Annotated in this window: 19 protein-coding genes; 13 read left to right on the top strand and 6 right to left on the bottom strand. The window is 61.8% G+C overall.

Features of this window, described 5'->3' with window-relative positions; translation table 11 throughout:
* The first annotated feature begins 9 nt into the window (after positions 1-9).
* The 3 genes from BUC24_RS05650 (at position 10) to BUC24_RS05645 (ending at position 2,707) form a co-directional block, all read left to right on the top strand.
* Complete coding sequence (locus BUC24_RS05650) at positions 10-1,155, top strand: PilT/PilU family type 4a pilus ATPase (protein WP_073213117.1); 1,146 nt, start codon at positions 10-12, stop codon at positions 1,153-1,155.
* A gap of 137 nt (positions 1,156-1,292) precedes the next feature.
* Entirely contained in the window at positions 1,293-1,418 is a 126-nt protein-coding gene (locus BUC24_RS27445; protein WP_267873468.1) for a hypothetical protein, read from the top strand.
* 83 nt (positions 1,419-1,501) lie between these two features.
* On the top strand, positions 1,502-2,707 hold the full coding sequence (locus BUC24_RS05645) for a sensor domain-containing diguanylate cyclase (RefSeq protein ID WP_073213116.1): 1,206 nt from the start codon (positions 1,502-1,504) through the stop codon (positions 2,705-2,707).
* Here BUC24_RS05645 and BUC24_RS05640 read toward each other — a convergent pair.
* The 3 genes from BUC24_RS05640 to BUC24_RS05630 form a co-directional block, all read right to left on the bottom strand.
* On the bottom strand, positions 2,682-3,455 hold the full coding sequence (locus BUC24_RS05640) for a hypothetical protein (RefSeq protein ID WP_073213115.1): 774 nt from the start codon (positions 3,453-3,455) through the stop codon (positions 2,682-2,684). The two genes, BUC24_RS05645 and BUC24_RS05640, sit on opposite strands and share 26 nt — an antisense overlap.
* 105 nt (positions 3,456-3,560) lie before the next feature.
* On the bottom strand, positions 3,561-3,890 hold the full coding sequence (locus BUC24_RS05635) for a hypothetical protein (protein WP_143167396.1): 330 nt from the start codon (positions 3,888-3,890) through the stop codon (positions 3,561-3,563).
* Positions 3,891-4,076: 186 nt separating this feature from the next.
* Complete coding sequence (locus BUC24_RS05630; protein ID WP_143167395.1) at positions 4,077-4,835, bottom strand: hypothetical protein; 759 nt, start codon at positions 4,833-4,835, stop codon at positions 4,077-4,079.
* A 249-nt stretch (positions 4,836-5,084) separates the two neighbouring features.
* On the opposite strand from BUC24_RS05630, the gene BUC24_RS05625 reads away from it, so the two are divergent.
* The 6 genes from BUC24_RS05625 to BUC24_RS05600 all read left to right on the top strand — a co-directional run bounded on the left by BUC24_RS05625 (position 5,085) and on the right by BUC24_RS05600 (position 10,639).
* On the top strand, positions 5,085-5,435 hold the full coding sequence (locus BUC24_RS05625) for an ArsC family reductase (protein ID WP_073213112.1): 351 nt from the start codon (positions 5,085-5,087) through the stop codon (positions 5,433-5,435).
* Positions 5,432-6,565 carry a succinyl-diaminopimelate desuccinylase gene (gene dapE / locus BUC24_RS05620; protein ID WP_073213111.1) on the top strand — a complete coding sequence of 378 codons (1,134 nt, stop codon included), beginning with the start codon at positions 5,432-5,434 and terminating at the stop codon, positions 6,563-6,565. The genes BUC24_RS05625 and dapE overlap by 4 nt, the downstream gene beginning before the upstream one ends.
* A gap of 30 nt (positions 6,566-6,595) precedes the next feature.
* Positions 6,596-7,486, top strand: a complete 891-nt coding sequence (gene prmB, locus BUC24_RS05615) for a 50S ribosomal protein L3 N(5)-glutamine methyltransferase (RefSeq protein ID WP_073213110.1) — start codon at positions 6,596-6,598, stop codon at positions 7,484-7,486.
* 153 nt (positions 7,487-7,639) lie between these two features.
* Positions 7,640-9,640 (top strand): ATP-binding cassette domain-containing protein, encoded by a 2,001-nt coding sequence (locus tag BUC24_RS05610; protein ID WP_073213109.1) that lies wholly within the window; start codon positions 7,640-7,642, stop codon positions 9,638-9,640.
* A 67-nt stretch (positions 9,641-9,707) separates the two neighbouring features.
* Positions 9,708-10,370, top strand: coding sequence for a S1 domain-containing protein (locus BUC24_RS05605; RefSeq protein ID WP_073213108.1), 663 nt, complete (start codon positions 9,708-9,710; stop codon positions 10,368-10,370).
* Positions 10,367-10,639 carry a hypothetical protein gene (locus BUC24_RS05600; protein WP_073213107.1) on the top strand — a complete coding sequence of 91 codons (273 nt, stop codon included), beginning with the start codon at positions 10,367-10,369 and terminating at the stop codon, positions 10,637-10,639. Before BUC24_RS05605 ends, BUC24_RS05600 begins: the two co-directional genes overlap by 4 nt.
* 6 nt (positions 10,640-10,645) lie before the next feature.
* Here the strand turns inward: BUC24_RS05600 and BUC24_RS05595 are convergent, their stop codons facing one another.
* The gene (locus BUC24_RS05595; RefSeq protein WP_073213106.1) at positions 10,646-11,128 is read right to left on the bottom strand and encodes a chemotaxis protein CheW; all 483 of its coding nucleotides are present in this window, start codon (positions 11,126-11,128) and stop codon (positions 10,646-10,648) included.
* A gap of 166 nt (positions 11,129-11,294) precedes the next feature.
* On the opposite strand from BUC24_RS05595, the gene BUC24_RS05590 reads away from it, so the two are divergent.
* Positions 11,295-12,374 carry an HDOD domain-containing protein gene (locus tag BUC24_RS05590; RefSeq protein WP_229448046.1) on the top strand — a complete coding sequence of 360 codons (1,080 nt, stop codon included), beginning with the start codon at positions 11,295-11,297 and terminating at the stop codon, positions 12,372-12,374.
* The gene (arfB, locus tag BUC24_RS05585; RefSeq protein WP_073213104.1) at positions 12,371-12,769 is read left to right on the top strand and encodes an alternative ribosome rescue aminoacyl-tRNA hydrolase ArfB; all 399 of its coding nucleotides are present in this window, start codon (positions 12,371-12,373) and stop codon (positions 12,767-12,769) included. Before BUC24_RS05590 ends, arfB begins: the two co-directional genes overlap by 4 nt.
* Positions 12,770-12,781: 12 nt before the next feature.
* Here the strand turns inward: arfB and BUC24_RS05580 are convergent, their stop codons facing one another.
* Positions 12,782-14,605, bottom strand: coding sequence for a flagellar assembly protein A (locus tag BUC24_RS05580; RefSeq protein WP_073213103.1), 1,824 nt, complete (start codon positions 14,603-14,605; stop codon positions 12,782-12,784).
* A 285-nt stretch (positions 14,606-14,890) separates the two neighbouring features.
* Positions 14,891-15,259 carry a hypothetical protein gene (locus BUC24_RS05575; RefSeq protein ID WP_143167394.1) on the bottom strand — a complete coding sequence of 123 codons (369 nt, stop codon included), beginning with the start codon at positions 15,257-15,259 and terminating at the stop codon, positions 14,891-14,893.
* A gap of 270 nt (positions 15,260-15,529) precedes the next feature.
* Between BUC24_RS05575 and ompR the strand changes: the two genes are divergently transcribed.
* Positions 15,530-16,231, top strand: coding sequence for an osmolarity response regulator transcription factor OmpR (gene ompR / locus BUC24_RS05570; protein ID WP_229423363.1), 702 nt, complete (start codon positions 15,530-15,532; stop codon positions 16,229-16,231).
* A gap of 17 nt (positions 16,232-16,248) precedes the next feature.
* Positions 16,249-17,607, top strand: coding sequence for a sensor histidine kinase (locus BUC24_RS05565; protein WP_073214826.1), 1,359 nt, complete (start codon positions 16,249-16,251; stop codon positions 17,605-17,607).
* Positions 17,608-17,614 lie beyond the last annotated feature (7 nt).

Genomic DNA, 17,614 nt, shown 5'->3' with positions numbered 1-17,614 from the left:
GAGACCATCATGGCCATGGACCGTTTGTTCCAGCTGATGAAAGAAAAACATGCGTCGGATATGTTCTTTGCGGTGAACTCACCCGTACAGATCAAGATCAACGGCAATCTGATTCCCATCAATCAGCAAAAGCTGGACCCGGAAAATATCGACGCGCTGCTGTCGGAAATTTGCAGTGCCGAACAATTGGCCGAGCTGCGCCGTGAAAACGAGCTGAACATGGGTATTTCGGTACCCAACCTGGGCCGCTTCCGTTTGTCGGCCTTCCGCCAGCGCGGCTCGATTTCGGCGGTGTTCCGTTTCGTGCCGGCCGTCATTCCAGCGCTGGACGACCTGGGCCTGCCGCCAGTGCTGGCCGACCTGATCATGGAAAAGCGCGGTTTGCTGCTGCTGGTGGGCGCCACCGGTTCGGGCAAGTCGACCACCATTGCGTCCATGCTGGACCACCGCAACGAATTGCGCGCCGGTCACATCCTGACGCTGGAAGACCCGATCGAATACCTGTTCAAGAACAAGAAATCGATCGTCAATCAGCGCGAAATCGGTGCCGACACGCTCAACTTCTACACGGCGCTGCGCAACTCGATGCGCCAGGCGCCCGATTGCATCCTGATCGGCGAGATTCGCGACAAGGAAACCATGGCCGCGTCGCTGGCCTACGCCCAGTCGGGCCACCTGGTGCTGGCCACCTTGCACGCCAATAACAGCTACAACGCGCTGAACCGGATCATCAGTTTCTATCCGATTGAAAACCGCGCGGCCCTGCTGCAGGATTTGTCGTCGGCCGTCAAAGCCATTGTTTCGCAGCGCCTGGTGCGCTCGGCCGCAGGCGGCACCCGCCAGGCTGCCGTGGAAATCATGGTCAACACGCGCTACGTGTCCGACCTGATTGAAAAGGGCGAAATCGGCCAGATCAAGGAAGCGATGGAAAAATCGCTCTCACCTGGTTCGCAGTCATTCGAATCGGCCCTGTACAACCTGGTGAAAACCGGGCTGGTCACGCAGGAAGAAGCCCTGGCCAATGCCGACTCGGCCACTAACTTGCTGTGGCTGCTCAATAATGGTCCGGACAGCGTGAATGCGCAGAAAGATGCGGTTGACGACAAGGCCGAAGAAGACGGCGCCAACTTCACCGAGTTTACGCTCAATACCTGATGGTGCCGGCAGTGCCATCACAGCCAGTGCGGCGGCAGGTCTGGCTGGGATTGATCCTGGCGCTGCAAGCACTGGCGTGCTAGCCGCTGGCCTCCCTGTTCGGCCTGCAAGCCCTGTACGGCTCGCTGGGGCTGGGCGTGATGGGCTTGCTGATCCTGATTGCCAGCAAGGCCATGCCAGCCGCTTGCTTGCCCGAAGCGGCCGCCAGCGCCGCTTTGTATCCTGACGCCGCTTCGCACCAGCCCGCCGACGCCGCCGACTAAATGCCTGGTCTGCGCCAGCGCACCCTCCCCGCTCCCCGCCAATTGCTTGCGCTGCCGATCGGCGTGCCGTGCTAGAGTGGCCCATGGGCCCAGAACAAGCAACCCCAACGCCAACCGAACGGCGCCCGCACTGGCTGGTCATGAACAATTACCGGCTGCGCGCGGTCGCGTTCCTGCTTGTCTTCATTGGTCTGGCGGCAGACCTGTGGGCAAGCGCCACGAGCTCGCTCACCTGGACGTTGATGGTGCTGCAGTTTCTCGTGTATCCGCACCTGCTGTTCTGGCGTGCGCGTGGCGCGCAAGATCAGCAACAGACTGAGTTCCAGCATCTGTTTCTCGACTCCTTCCTGATCGGCATCTGGATTGCCGCGCTCGGCTTTCCGATCTGGCCCAGCTTCACCCTGGCGCTGGCCAGTTCGCTGAACATGACCATCACGCGCGGCATGCGCGCGCTGGGCGCCGCGGTGCTGGTACTCGGCGCCGGCATCGGGCTCGGCGTGGCGCTGACGGGGTTTCACTTGCGTCCCGACAGTGGCTGGTTCACCACCCTGGTCATGTCGATCGGGATCGCCGGGTATGTCATTGCCATCGGCCACGCAGCGTATGTGCGCAATGGCCAGGTACGCGCCACCCGCGAAACGCTGCGCCACGGCGAGCAGACCTTGCACGCGGCGAACCGCTCGCTGGAAGAAAAGCTGGTTGAAATTGAAGCGCTGCAGGCGCAGCTGAAAGTGCAGGCGCTGAAGGACCCGCTCACGGGCTTGTTCAACCGGCGCTATCTGGACACGATCGTGCCCCACGAACTGGCACGCTGCACACGCGAGTCCCTGCCCTTGTGCCTGATGATGATCGACATCGATCATTTCAAGCTGGTCAACGACACCCATGGCCATCAGGGCGGGGACGCGGTGTTGCAGGCGCTGGCGGCCTTGCTGAGCGATCAGATCCGCGCGTCGGATGTGGCTTGCCGCTTCGGCGGCGAGGAATTTCTGCTGCTGTTGCCCAACATGGCGCCAGGCGTGGCCATGGAACGCGCCGAGCAGTGGCGCGCCCGCTTTGCCGCGCTGGCCACTCCGTCCGAGCAAGGCACGATCCAGGCGACCTTATCGATCGGTCTTGCCTTTTTCCCGGACGACGGCGACTCCCTGTCCGAGCTGACACGCTGCGCCGATGTAGCGCTTTACCGCGCCAAGGCCGAGGGGCGTAACCGGGTGGTGCGCTGCCGTACCAACCTGCAGATGCCGCGCAAGGCAGAACCAGATCTTATTTTTTCAGAGAAGAATCAATAAACGGTTTGAACATGTTGACGATTCTGACCTGACGTTCCAGGCAAGCCTTGCTGCGCAGGTCGCCGTCTTCCTTGCAGTGGGTCTTGACTGAGACGACCGAGCTATCGCCCTTGCCAGGCATGCGGTAAGCGCTCATGCCAATGGCGTACAACTGCAGGGGATTAAAAGTTTCGATGGTGGTCGCGGTAGCGGTCTGGATTTTCATGTCCGACGCTTTGTTGATGTAGATTTCGGTCAGCGCGAACAGCTTGTCGCACTGGGCCTTGTTGGCGCACTCGACGCCCGAGCCGTCTTCGGCCACGGCCAGCTGGATACGCAGGTCTTCCACTTCCGCCCGCCCTGCAGCCAGCACCGCTTCCTGGCGCTTGACTTCGGCCAGATTGGTGAGTTTGACGAGCATGGATTTGTTGAGCGGGTCGCTCGTGGGCAGCCACTGCGATACACCAATCGGATCAAATCCTTCTTTGGTGTAGGTGACGACGCCGATCAGTTTCGAACCTGAGAAAAAGCCCTTGTCGGCAGTGACCTTGACTTCACAGACGCCCTCGCTATTGGACAGGCAAGACGCGGTCGACGTTTTGCCACCGATCTGGTCGGTGAAGGTCCAGCTGAACTTAACGCCTTCGACAGGGGTGCCGAGCTGCTTGTCGAGCGCCTGCGATTTCCATGTGAAGACGGATTCGGCTGCGTGCGCACCACCGGTGCCCATTGCTGCGGCCAGCAGCACGAACGACATCAATTTGTTCATTTTTTGCCTTTAGAGAAACACTGTTAACCAACAATAGTCGCAGGTTAACATGTTTCTATATGGCAAAAAGTAGCAGAAAGTAACAACTAAAAAGAAAAAGAAAGATTACTTTGCTTTCAACCTGGCCATGAGGAAGCGCTGATTGCCGTATTGCTGCCACTGGTATTCAACTTCCTTGTCGTAGCCGTCCTTGGTGGCGACCGCCTGGCCAATCACGTTCGGGCCAGAGAAAGTGCCGGTCTGCGCAATGAGCTTCACTTCGCAGGTGCCATCCACATTGGTCACGCAGGTATTGATCGACGTGACGTTGCTGACTTTGTCGATAAAGGTCCAGTTGAACAGCACGCCTTCGATCGGCGCGCCCGAATCGCTGTTGGTGGCGGTGGCCTGGTACAGGAATTGGGCTTCGCCAGCGTGCGAAGGTAGCGTTATCATCCCACTACTGAGGAGGACAGCCCAGATCAGTTTTTTCATCAACTTGCTTTCCATGAATCAAAGTTATGCGAGAATAAATTTCAGCCTAACATGATTCTGCCTGGAAAAAGTAACGGAAGGTAACAACTGTGGTTTTTTATTCGCCGCTTTCAACAATAAGTCGACTATACAAGCTGCCCCGTTCCATCAAGTCTTCATCAGAGCCGATTCCATAAAGCCCTTAAAGCCTTTCACGATACGCAATTGCCGCTGCAGGCAGGCTTTACTGACGCTGTCGCCGTCGTCATCGCAGCTGGTACTGACGGAAATGACCGAGGTATCGCCCTGGCCGCGCATACGCAAGATCGTCATGCCAATTGCACCGGGCCGATTTGGGCTGAAGGTGGAGATCGTCGTGGGCGTGACCGACTCGACCTTCATGTCAGCCGACTTGGCGACATAGGTTTCCGCCAGCGTGAACATCAGGTCGCACTGCACTTTGCTCATGCACTGGATGCCCGAGCGGTCAATCGCTGCGGACAGTTGCGAGCGCAAGGTTTTCAGATCGGCGCTGTCGCCCGCCCCTGCGGCAGGCCGGGCGGCGGCTGGGGTCAATTTCGCCACCAGGAATTTCAGGTTGCCGTCTTCACGCCATTGATAATCGATTTCCGGCTCGTAGCCGTCCATGGCTGCGGTGGCCTGGCCAAACACGCTGGCACCAGCCGGCCCTTTTTTGGCCGACAGCCTGACCGAGCAGATGCCCAGATTGTTCGAGGTGCAGGTATCGGTCGAGGTCTTGGTGATGGTTTTGTCGACGAAGGTCCAGTTAAATTGCACGCCTTCGATTGGCGCACCGCTGCGCGCGTCGAGCGCGGTCGCTTGCCAGGTGAAAATGGTCTCGGCCGCCTGCGCCGGCGCCGCTGCCAGTCCCGTCGCAAGGAGCAGGGCAGGAATCAGTTTGTTCATCAAAATGCTTTCCGAATTGATATTGTGCAACAATGATTTCAGACTATCATGATTTAGCGCAGAAAAAAATAGCTTCCAGCAACAAACAGGACTTTTTATTAGGGGGTTTTCCCTATGACGCTGCGCCAGCCCACACAAGGCCGCCGGGCGCGCCTGTGGTATCCTCTCGTCTTCCCCTGCCCTGCAATAACAGTGATGACTGCGCCACGCGCCGGCCGCGGGTCATCTGTCGCCACCTAAACACGCACCATGAAAAAAACTCTGTACGGCATTCCCAACTGCGACACTGTCAAAAAAGCCCGCACCTGGCTGGCAGAGCAAGACATCGAATTCACGTTCCACGACTTTAAAAAGCAGGGCCTCGAGCGCGCCACCGCCGCGCAATGGCTGACCCAGATTGACTGGCAGACCCTGGTCAACCGCAAAGGCACGACCTGGCGCAACCTGCCCGACGAGCGCAAGGCCGCGGTGACCGACAATGACTCGGCACTCGATCTGATGCTCGAAACCCCTTCCGTCATCAAGCGCCCGGTGCTGGATCGCGGCGGCAAGTTCAGTGTGGGCTTTTCGGCCGCGCAATACCAGGACCTGTTCCAATGAGCGCTTCGCCAACCCTGGCGCTGACCGAAAAGCTGATCGCCCTGTCCTCCATCACGCCAGACGACAAGGGCTGCCAGCAGCATTTGATCGATCTGCTGGCACCGCTGGGCTTCGTGTGCGAGACCATTGAATCGAATGGCGTGACCAATCTGTGGGCGCGCAAGGGCACAAGCGCGCCGCTGTTCGTGTTTGCCGGCCACACCGACGTGGTGCCAACCGGCCCGGTGGACCAATGGGAGTCGAAGCCCTTCGTGCCGACCCAGCGCGACGGCAAGCTGTATGGCCGCGGCGCGGCCGACATGAAAACCTCGATTGCCGCCATGGTCGTGGCGTGCCAGGAATTTACCGCCGCCCACCCCGACCACAAAGGCTCGATCGCCTTCCTGATCACCAGCGATGAAGAGGGCCCGGCCACCGACGGCACTGTGGTGGTGTGCGACAAGCTGGTCGAGCGCGGCGAAACGATTGATTACTGCCTGGTCGGCGAACCGACTTCGGCCCATGTTCTGGGCGACATGATCAAGAACGGGCGCCGCGGCTCACTCTCGGGCCACCTGGTCATCAAGGGGATTCAGGGCCACATTGCCTACCCCCAGCTGGCACGCAATCCCATTCATGAAGCAGCGCAGGCGCTGGCCGATCTGGCAGCCGAGCAGTGGGATGCCGGCAACGAGTACTACCTGCCCACGTCCTGGCAAATGTCGAACATCCACGCTGGCACGGGCGCCAATAACGTGATTCCGGGCGAACTGACGATTGATTTCAATTTCCGCTTCTCGACCGCCAGCACGGCCGATGGCCTGGAAGCGCGCGTGCACGCGATTTTGGACAGGCACAACTTGACGTACGAGCTGACCTGGACCCTGTCCGGCCTGCCTTTCCTGACACCAAGAGGCACGCTGTCGGACGCGCTGGCTGGCGCCATTCATGCTGAAACCGGGGTGCACACCGAATTGTCGACCACCGGGGGCACCTCGGACGGGCGCTTTATCGCCCGCATCTGCCCTCAAGTGATAGAATTCGGGCCGCCGAATGCCAGCATCCACAAGATCGACGAGCACATCGAAGTGCGCTTCATTGATCCGCTCAAGAATATCTACCGCCGCACCCTGGAAAACCTGCTGGCCTAGTCAGCCAATTGCAGCCAACCGAGACCTGCCATGACCACCACATTATTTACCACCCCGCGCGACTTGCTGCGCTACGCTGTCACCCGCTTTAACGGCGCCAAGCTGTTTTTCGGTCATGGCAGTGCCGAAGCGCTCGACGAAGCGGCCTACCTGATTCTGCACACGCTCAAGCTGCCGCTGGATAAGCTCGACCCCTTCCTCGACGCGCGCCTGCTGCCCGATGAAGTGGTACAGGTACTGGCCGTGATCGAGCGGCGCGCCACCGAGCGCGTGCCAGCCGCCTACATCACCAATGAAGCCTGGCTCGGCACCTATGCCTTCTATGTCGACGAGCGCGTGATTGTGCCGCGTTCCTTCATCGCCGAACTGGTCCCGCAGCAGTTCAGCCCCTGGGTGGCAGATCCGTATGCGGTCGACAATGTGCTGGAACTGTGCACCGGGTCCGGCTGCCTGGCGATCATGATGGCCGATGCCTTCCCCAACGCGGTGGTCGACGCCGTCGATATTTCGGCCGATGCGCTGGCGGTCGCTGAAATGAATATCCGCGGCTATTCGCTCGAGGGCCGGGTCAATCCGATCCAGTCGGACCTGTACCAGAATGTGCCGTTTAAAAAGTACGACATGATCATCACCAATCCGCCGTATGTGAATTCGGATTCGATGAGCAAGCTGCCGGTCGAATACCTGAAGGAGCCGCAAATCGCTCTCGATGGCGGCAGCGACGGCATGGATTTGGTGCGCAAGATTGTCGCCGGTGCAGCCGAGCGTCTGACGCCGGATGGCATCCTGATGGTTGAAATCGGCAATGAGCGCGAGTACGCCGAGGCCGCGTTTGGCCACCTGGGCCTGACCTGGCTGACCACCAGCGCAGGCGACGACATGGTGTTCCTGCTGACCGCGGAACAGCTGCAACATATCTAACATCGCCCTCGCGAAGGCGGGCTCGCATGCGAGCCCCCAATTCCACGCCGCCGAATTCGGTAGCGTGGAATAGGTCCCCGCCTTCGCGAGGACGATGTGCGGCGTACCATCGCTTTTGCAAAAAATCGTATTTACCTATAAAAGAAGTCCTCAATGATCCGTTTCATCAACGTCAGCCTCATGCGCGGTACCAAGCCTTTGCTTGAGAGCGTCGACCTTACCCTGAACCCGGGCGATAAAATCGGCCTGATCGGCGCCAATGGCGCCGGCAAATCGAGCCTGTTCGCCATGCTGCGCAACGAGCTGCACCCGGACCAGGGCGAAATCGACTTCCCGGCCAAATGGCGCATGGCGTACGTGGCCCAGGAAACCCCGCCGCTCGACCGCGCCGCGCTGGACTACGCCATTGACGGCGACGTCACCCTGCGCAAGCTCGAAGCGGAACTGGCGCGCCTGGAAGCGGAACCGGAATCGACCGACAACGGCATCGCCATCGGCGAGATCTACTCGGCCCTGGCCGACGCCGATGCTTACACCGTGCAGTCGCGCGGCGAACAGCTCTTGCTGGGCCTGGGCTTCACGCTCGACCAGATGAAACAGCCCGTGGCCAGCTTCTCCGGTGGCTGGCGCATGCGCCTGAATCTGGCGCAAGCGCTGATGTGCCCTTCCGAACTGCTGCTGCTCGATGAACCGACCAATCACCTGGATCTGGACGCGATCATCTGGCTCGAAGACTGGCTGAAAAAATACCCGGGCACGCTGATCATCATTTCGCACGATCGCGACTTCCTCGATGAAATCGTGAACGTCATCGTGCACATCGACGAGCGCAAGCTGAAACGCTATTCGGGCAACTACTCGGGCTTTGAACGTCAGCGCGCAGCGCAGATGATCCTGGCCGCCGGCGCGCTGGAAAAGCAGATGCGCCAGCGCGCCCACCTCGAATCGTTCGTCAACCGCTTCAAGGCCCAGGCCTCCAAAGCGCGCCAGGCGCAAAGCCGGATGAAGGCGCTGGCCAAGATGGAAGAACTGGCGCCGCTGCGCGCCGCGGCCGAATTCTCGTTCGAATTCCGCGAGCCACTCTCGGCGCCCAATCCGCTGCTGGTGATGGAAGACGTCAACGCCGGTTACCATATCCTCGACGAGCATGGCGACCGGGTGGGCGACAAGACGATTGTCTCGAACATCAAGTTTTCGCTGCAGATCGGCCAGCGTATCGGCCTGCTGGGTGTGAACGGCGCCGGCAAATCGACGCTGATCAAAACCATCGCCGGTGAAATCGCGCCGCTGACGGGCGACGCCACCCTGGGCAAGGGTCTGTCGATCGGTTATTTCGCCCAGCACCAGGTGGAAATGCTGCGCCATGACGAGTCGCCCCTGTGGCACCTGGCCAAGATCGCCCCGACCGTGCGCGAACAGGAACTGCGCAACTTCCTGGGCGGCTTCAACTTCCCCGGCACCATGGTGACCAGCCCGATCCGTCCCTTCTCGGGCGGCGAAAAAGCGCGTCTGGCACTGGCCCTGATTGTCTGGCAGCGCCCCAACCTGCTGCTGCTCGATGAACCGACCAACCACCTGGATCTGGAAACGCGCGAAGCGCTGACCATGGCGCTGGCGCAGTTCGAAGGCACGCTGGTGGTGGTCTCCCACGATCGTCACCTGCTGCGCGCCACCACGGACCAGTTCATCATCGTCGCTGATGGCAAGCTGCAGCCTTTCGACGGCGACCTGGACGACTACAAGGACTGGCTGTTCCAGACCAAGCTCGGTAAAGGCACCACGGTGCTGCCGGCAGCGGGCAAGGACAACAAGACCGCCTACCCGGCCGTGTCGGCCGTCGCGCCGCCAGCGGCCGCGCCCGTGGTCGACAAGAAGGAGCAAAAACGCCAGGACGCGGAAACGCGGCAGAAGCTCGCGGCCCTCAAGAAGCCGATCGAAAACAAGCTCAAACGCCTGGAAGAGCAGATCGCCAAGCGCAACGAGCAAAAGGCCGACGTGGACGGCAAGCTGGGCGAGCCGACCATCTACGATGCGGCCAACAAGGCCAAGCTCAAGCAGCTGCTGGCGGACCAGTCGTTCTACAAGAAGGATCTGGCCGAACTGGAAGGTCAATGGCTCGAGCTGCAGGAGCAGCTCGAAGCGCTGGCCGCCTAAGTGAGCTGGCGGTGCCGGCGTTCCCGCGTGCGCGGGAACGCCGCGCCCCCTTGCAGACCAAGCCACCATGATCCGATTCCTACCACTGGCCCTGTTGATGTTCCTGCACGTGGCTGCCCAGGCAGCCGACGGCGAGAGCGTGTACGTCGGCAAAGTGCTGAATGTGTCGAAGAGCCGCATCGAACTCGATCTGGCCAGCTCGGTCATGCACATCGGCTTTGTCAGCGACAAGGACACCATGCGCCTGCTTGAACGGGTCAAGCGCGGCCAGGAAGTGCGCGCCGTCTTCAATGCGGTCGCGGCCGATAGCGGGGCCAGCATCAACCGGCTGCTGGCCATCCGTGCGTGCGCGCCAGTCGATGCGGAATGCGATGCCGACCGCCAGAACAACAGCGAGGAAGACAAGGAACAGCAAAAGACGCTGGCTGCAGCCAAGCAGAAGCGCCAGCTGTGCAGTCAGGCCATGGACGCCACGCTGGCCAGGGATCCGCGCTACGTGCCCAAGTTCCCGGCGCCGGCGTCGGCCGCGTTCCAGGCCCAGTACAAGACCCTCACCAGCGACGAGCGCGCGTGCGCCAAGCGCTTCAGCCAGGCCCACCAGGGCGCCTTCATCGAAGCGTGCGAGATGCACCGCTGCGGCGACAATGTGGGCGGCGGCTGCTTGCATATGGCCGCCTATCTGATGTACGACTCGGTGCTGGACAAGGCCATTCAGAAGTGCCGTAAATGAGTGGCGGCATGCGCGCCCTGTTTACGCCGCGCCCCATGAACGCGGCGCGCCGCCGTGTGCAGGCCATGAAGGCGGCGCGCGCGCGTGAAGGCGGCGTTGGCGACAATGACACGCTGCAGCCGCCGCCATCGCTGCCGGACGATCCCCTGGACGCCATGCGCGACCCCTACCGTGAGTTCCGGGTCAGCCTGAAAGGGGTGGGCGTCCTGCTCGCGCTGGCGGCAGTGTGCTTCGTGGCGATGTTCCTGCTGGGCGACGCTGGCACTTGAGCGGCTTCACGCCACGCGCTGCTGCGTGCGCTCGCGCTTGATCGACATCAGCTTGTCGATGTCGACCAGGATCAGGCGCTTGCCGCCCACTTCGCCCAGCCCCAGCAAGTAGTCACACTCGCCTTCGCCATCAGCACCGGGAATGGGCGTGATCTGCTCGGGATACATGCCCACCACATCGGTCACCCCATCGACCACCATGCCGAGCACGCAGCTTTCCAGCTGCAGGATGATGACGTCGGTCAGGGGGCCGGCCGCGGCGGCGCACTTGTCGAAGGCGACGCGCATGTCGACAATCGGCATGATCACCCCGCGCGAGACTGCCACGCCGCTAATGATGCTGCCGTCGGCGGCAAACCGCTCGAGCGACTTGAGCGTTCTGAGCTCTTTGACCTTTCGGAACTCGACTCCGTAATCGTTGCCGCCCAGCTGAAACGTCAGGAAGTCCATCTTGCCCCGCAGGGCAGCGTGCGCGTCGGTTCTGTCCATGGTGCTCCCCTGCTATCGAAGAAGTCCCATCGTAGGCTGCCCCGGCGCAGCCATCGTTGAGTGGAGTCAACATTTCCCGAGGAACAGAATGGCTTGCAAACGGAATGGAAGGCTTTACAATGGGTCGTCGATGCTACGTGGGTAACATTGCAAAACGAGAGGAACCATGATGTTTCAATGGCTGCAAAAACTCTTTTCGGCCCCGGCCGCCGCTTCCCCGCCGCCCGCGGCGCCTGCGCCGCGCGCACCAGCAGTGCCGCCTGCAGCAGTGCGCCCGGCCGCCCCTGGCGCGCCCCAGAGCGGGCCCTCGTTCGAGCAGCGTGACAACATCAATGCGGCTTACTATCACTGGCTGTTTGGCACGGGCGGCAGCTCGGAGCTGGAGACCACGGAAGCGGAAAACCAGGTGCTGGCCGCACTGTCCCAGATTCTGTCGTCACACCAGTCCGGCGCGGCGCTGGTGCGGCGTCTGCCGGGGCTGATTCCACAGCTGCTGCAAAGTCTGCGCAGCGATAATTTTTCGGCCGTCCACCTGTCACGCACCATTTCGAGCGATGTGGTGCTGGTGGCGGCGGTGCTGCGCATGGCCAACAATGCACGCGTGGCGAACGGGACCCAGATCACCAGCGTCGAGCATGCCATCATGCTGCTCGGCTCGGAAGGCTTGCGCCACCTGATCACCAGCGTCGCCTTCCGCCCCATCATTGACATGAATTCGGGCCATTACACGCGCTCGCTGGCGCCGCGCATCTGGGACCAGTCCGAGCGCAGCGCCCTGGCCAACCGCTTGCTGGCCGAGGAAATGGGGGTCGATCCCTTCGAGGCGTTCCTGGCCGGCCTGGTGCAGTACGTGGGCTTGATCGTCACCCTGCGCATCATGGACCAGAGCGACAAACATGGCACGCAGCTCGGTTCCGAAATGTTCTGCGCCAGCCTGTTGCGCGATGCCCGTGCGCTCAGCTGCAGCATCGGGCGCGAGTGGCATTTCCCGGACAGCGTGGTCACGGCCATCAGCGAACAGGCCGGCGCGCGCAAGGGGGTGCAACTGTCAGCCATGGGGCGCCTGCTGGCGCAATCGGACTACCTGAGCAAGGTGCGAATACTGGCCGAAGCGGGCCACGCCGATCCGGCCGAGCCGGCCCTGTTCAAGGGTCTGGCGCCGAGCGCCCTGGCCTGCTACCGCGCGCTCGACAAGATCGCCGACGACACGCCGCAGCCCGACGGCGCGCCCGTGCTGGCGACGTGAACGCGCAGATCAATCCCGACGAAGTCGAATTCACGGCCATCCGCGCCCAGGGACCGGGCGGGCAGAATGTCAACAAGGTCTCGTGCGCGGTGCATTTGCGTTTCGATATTGGCGCCTCGTCGCTGCCGGAGGACATCCGCACCCGCCTGCTGGCCCTGTCGGACCAGCGCATCAACCGCGCCGGGGTGGTGGTGCTCAAGGCGCAGCAGTCGCGCAGCCTGGAACAGAACAAGGAAGACGCCCTGCGCCGCCTGCAGGAACTGGTCGACAGTGTGGCGGTGCTGCCCACCGTCCGGCGCGCCACCCGGCCCACGCGCAGCTCGCAGCGCAAGCGGCTCGATACCAAAACACGCAGCGGCTTGCAAAAGGCTTTACGCGGCAAGGTCAGCGACTAAGCCGGCGCGGCCTCACTCGCTGCGCCAGTCGATCGGGCCGTCGTCAAGACTGAGAATCGGCTCGACCCCGTTGGAATTGGCGCGCAGGCGCGGTTTGATGTCCTTGGCTGGCACATCGTAGAGCGAACTGCCGTCGGGATTGAAGATCAGTGTGCGCAGTGTGACTTCGCCGGTGACCGCCTTGACCTGAACGGCGCTGGCGCCGGCATTGTCCACGCGCTGGCGCTGCAGCTGCAGCACCAGGTCGGCCGCGGCCTGCTGTTCGACTTCGGCGGCCTTGACCTCCAGCGACAGCTTGGCAATGGCCTTGAGCGCGGGCCCGACCGCCGTGGCCATCTTCTGAAACTGGGGCAGTTGTTCAGCCGTGAGGGTCAATTCCTTTTTGCGGATCTTGGACGCGAGCATGACGTACTTGCGCACCTCGGGCTGGTTGGTCATGCTGTCCAGTTCCGCCTTGCGCTGCGCTGCGCGCTGGCCGAAATCGCCGGCCTTTTGCTGCATGCTGGCGATGGCTTCGTCGATGCGGGCACTGTCGGGGGTGAACACGAACAGCTGCATTTCGGCCTGCTTGCGCGGCCCGGCCGCTTCCAGCGTGAGTTTGCGCGCGGCCAGGGCGCAGCCTTCGGCCACGCCAATGACGATTTCATCGGCCATGATTTCGCAATTGGCCGCCTGCTCGATCACCACCCGGGTGCCGGAAATGATGCAGCTTTCGGCGCGCTGGATATGGACCTCGCCGCTGACGGTTTGCAGGACCGAGCCCGAGGCCACGCCCTTGACGCGGATATCGCCGCGCGCATTGTGGGCCGAGCCGCCCACCAGGTTGCTATTGAGCAGAATGGTGCCGCCGCGCGAGACGATGTTGCCGAACACGTCTGCATGGATGGTGATGCCCTCGCCTTCGATGACGCGCTTTTCCTGGACTTCGCCAAATTCTTCGTAGTCGCCCGTCAGCTGCAGGTTGCCGGTGGTGCGCGAACTGACGCCGTCGCGGCTGATGATCTTGTCGCCCACCGACACCTGGTGGGTCTTGCTGTCGACATTGAGAAAACCGGCCTGCAGCGACACCAGGTATTCGCCCTGGCCGCTGGTTTCCAGCACGGTGCCGGCGCCGGCCATCTTGCTCAGGTCAACGTCCTTGGGCAGCGGCGGCTGGACCGGCTGGCCGGACAGCTCGAAGCCCCGTTCACCATCCTTGCGCGGCACCTTCTTGAGCAGGCGCACGCCCTTCTGAATTTGCGGGAAGCGGTTCTGGAAGGCCATCAGGTCCAGCTTGCCGTTGGCCAGCTGGCGCGGCGCGTCGCTGCGATGCAGGTCGGACGAGACTTCAATGATGTGGGCGTCAATCCCGGGCACCGGCTCGAGCCGGCGCGCCACGATCACGCGTTCGGCCTTGCCGCCGTCAATGGCCGCCTCGACGGCCGCGATGTCGATCCCGAAGCGCACGCCCTTGCTCCAGATATCGGCCACGAATTCGTCGCTGTTCAGGCGCGCCACCACGCCCGGCCCGTCGGGGTCGGCCGGGTCGGTGAGGACGACCGGTTCGAAAAAGTACTCGGCCTTGCCATCGCTGATTTTGACCGATTTGTACAGCTGGCGACGGCGCGGATCGAAGGCGTCGATGTCGGAAGCGAAGCGCACCATCATGTCGCCGGGCGCGGCGCGCGGCAGCGGCGGGCCGACATCGTAGATGATGCGCGTGATCACCTGGTAGTCCAGGCCCACGAAGTAATTTTGATTGGCGAAGATGCCATCGATGGCCGCGGCAAAGGTGGTGCTCAGGACGCTGGGGTCCGCGTAAACACCATCGCGCCGCTTGACGATGCAATGGTCCATTCCCCCCGCCACGGCGTCGCTGGCCGCTGGCGCTGCAGATGTAGGAGGAAGAGACGAATCGATCGACACTGGCGGGCTCCGTGCGCGTTAAAAAAGCTTAATTAAACGCCAACTGTGTTTTGCGTTTAGTAAGGTTTTTCTAGCGTAACATGATGCGGCAGCCAGATGAAGCGGCAATCAGGGAAAATTAACAATTTCTGCCATGAAATGCGTCTCTGCTACGCGAATTACACACTTTTAATGCAAACCGGGCGCTCGCGGCGCCCGGTTGGGTGGGTGGGACGGCTAGCGCCGGCGCCCGTTGGGGTAGATGTCGTTGCCGGCCTCGTTGATCTGGCGCCGCAGGTCGCGCCGCTCGTCAGGCGTCAGGCGCCCGCCGCGGCGGCCATCGCCATCGCGGTTCTGGTCCTGCTGCAGATCGCGGCGCTGTTCCTGGGCGCGCGCTTCGAATTCGCGTACCTCGTTCTGGCGGATCTGGGCTTGCTGGGCACGGGCCTGGGCTTGCGCTTCACGGTCACGTTCAGCCGGGCCGGCCGTTGCCGCCGTCATCACGGCCAGGCCCAGCAAGCTGCCTGCAGCGATACGGCGAACGAGCGAATACCCGCAAAACTTTGCACCTGCTGCCGCTTCAATTTTGGTGTGCGCGATATTCATGGTGTTCCTCTTCCGTGATGCCTGGAAACCAGATAAGCTGGATTCCACTTGACCCCAGTGTATGACCAAACACTTTTGGGGATAAGACGAATTGGGTAAAGTTTGTAACATTGTGTAATGACCAGTATGCAACACGTAACGCGAGGCGTTAAGACGTTACCATAGCAACATCAATCTGACAAATTTGACAGCGACATGAATTCACAAACGACACCGACTCCAGGCAATGGCGCCACCCCCGGCAACACCAACGGCCACAGCGCCAAGATCATGGTGGTCGACGACGACGTCCGCCTGCGCGACCTGCTGCGCCGCTACCTGACGGAACAGGGTTTCTCGGTCGTGACGGCCGAAAGCGCGCCTGCCATGAATAAGCTGTGGCTGCGCGAGCGCTACGATCTGCTGGTGCTGGACCTGATGCTGCCGGGTGAAGATGGCTTGTCGATCTGCCGCCGTCTGCGCGGCGCCGGCGACCAGACCCCGATCATCATGCTGACTGCCAAAGGCGAAGATGTGGACCGTATCGTCGGCCTGGAAATGGGCGCTGACGATTACCTGCCCAAACCGTTCAACCCGCGCGAACTGGTGGCGCGCATCGGCGCGGTGCTGCGCCGCAAAGGGCCCGATGAAATACCGGGCGCGCCCTCCGAAACCCCGCAATCATTCGAATTCGGCCAGTTCGTGCTGGACCTGGGTACCCGCACGCTGAAGAAAAATGGCGAAACGGTACCGCTGACGACCGGCGAATTCTCGGTGCTGAAAGTGTTTGCGCGCCATGCGCGCCAGCCGCTGTCGCGCGAAAAGCTCATGGAGCTGGCGCGCGGACGCGAATACGAAGTGTTCGACCGCAGCCTGGACGTGCAGATTTCCCGTCTGCGCAAGCTGATCGAGCCTGATCCCTCCTCGCCCCTGTACATTCAGACCGTCTGGGGCCTCGGTTATGTCTTCATTCCGGAAGGCCAGCCCCGCTAGTGTTTTCGCATGAACTGATGTCTGCGCGGGGCCCCCGCCTGACCTGGCTCAGGAGCGGGCTGTTCTGGCGCACCTTTTTGCTGCTGGGCTTCCTGACGATGGTGTCGATGGGTTCCTGGGTCGGCATGATCAGTGCCGTCCAGCGTGGTCCCCAGGTCCAGCAGACGGCCGAACTGGTGATCTCGGTGGTCACCATCACCAAAACCGCGCTGACCAATTCGGCACCGGAACTGCGCAGCGAACTGTTGTTCGAATTGTTCAGCAATGAAGGGATCCGCATCTTCACGCTGGAAGACAACGACGTGGTCGACCCGCCGCCCGACAACCCGCTGATGAATGACATCGAAAAGATCGTCAAGGACAGGCTGGGCAAGGACACCCGCTTCGCCGGCCGCGTGAACGGCTCGGCCGGATTCTGGATCAGCTTTAACATCGATGACGACAAATACTGGCTGATGCTCGAGCGCGAGCGTCTGGAAGGCTTGTCGGGCGTGCAGTGGCTGGGCTGGAGCAGCGTGGTGGGCGTGTTGTCGCTGCTGGGGGCAGCGCTGATTTCGAGCCTGGTCAATCAGCCGCTGGCGCGCCTGGCCGCGGCCGCGCGTGCCATCGCGCAGGGCAAGCGTCCCGATCCCCTGCCTGAAAAAGGGCCAAAGGAGATCCTGGAAGCGAACCGCAGTTTCAACCAGATGGTGGACGATCTGCAGCGGGTTGAATCGGACCGCGCCGTCATTTTGGCCGGCATTTCGCATGACTTGCGTACCCCGCTGGCACGCATGCAGCTGGAACTGGAAATGGCCAAGCTCAGTACCGAAGCGCGCGAAGGCATGCAGTCCGATATCGGCCAGATGGATGCCATCATCGGCCAGTTCCTCGACTACGCCAAACCAACGGAAGCGGCCACTTTTGTGCCGATTGACCTGAGCGGACTGCTGCTCGATTGCGCGCGCGAAGCCGAACGAATTGCCGATGTGCGCGTCAGCTGCGATGTGGCGCCCGACATTCAGGTGATGGGCAACATCACCGACCTGCGGCGCGTCTTCAACAACGTGATTGAAAACGCGCGCCGATATGGCAAAACGCCGGGCGAAGGCATCACCCACATCGACATCGCCTGCAAGGTGCGCATGCGCGGCCAGGGCAAGCGCGCCCTGATTGAAATGCAGGACCACGGCGTGGGCGTGCCGGAAGAGATGATTGAACAGCTGCTCAAGCCCTTCACCCGGCTTGACACGGCGCGCGGCCAGGCCAATGGCGCCGGCCTGGGCCTGGCCATCGTGCAGCGCGTGGTCACGCGCCACAATGCCGAGCTGTTGGTCAACAACCGCGATGGCGGCGGCATGCGGATCCAGATTGCGATGCCGCTGGCCGAACACTAACCCGTTT

The organism is Massilia sp. CF038, assembly GCF_900129765.1.
Lineage (GTDB): Bacteria > Pseudomonadota > Gammaproteobacteria > Burkholderiales > Burkholderiaceae_D > Telluria_A.
This window is presented reverse-complemented; position numbering and strand designations above follow the sequence as displayed.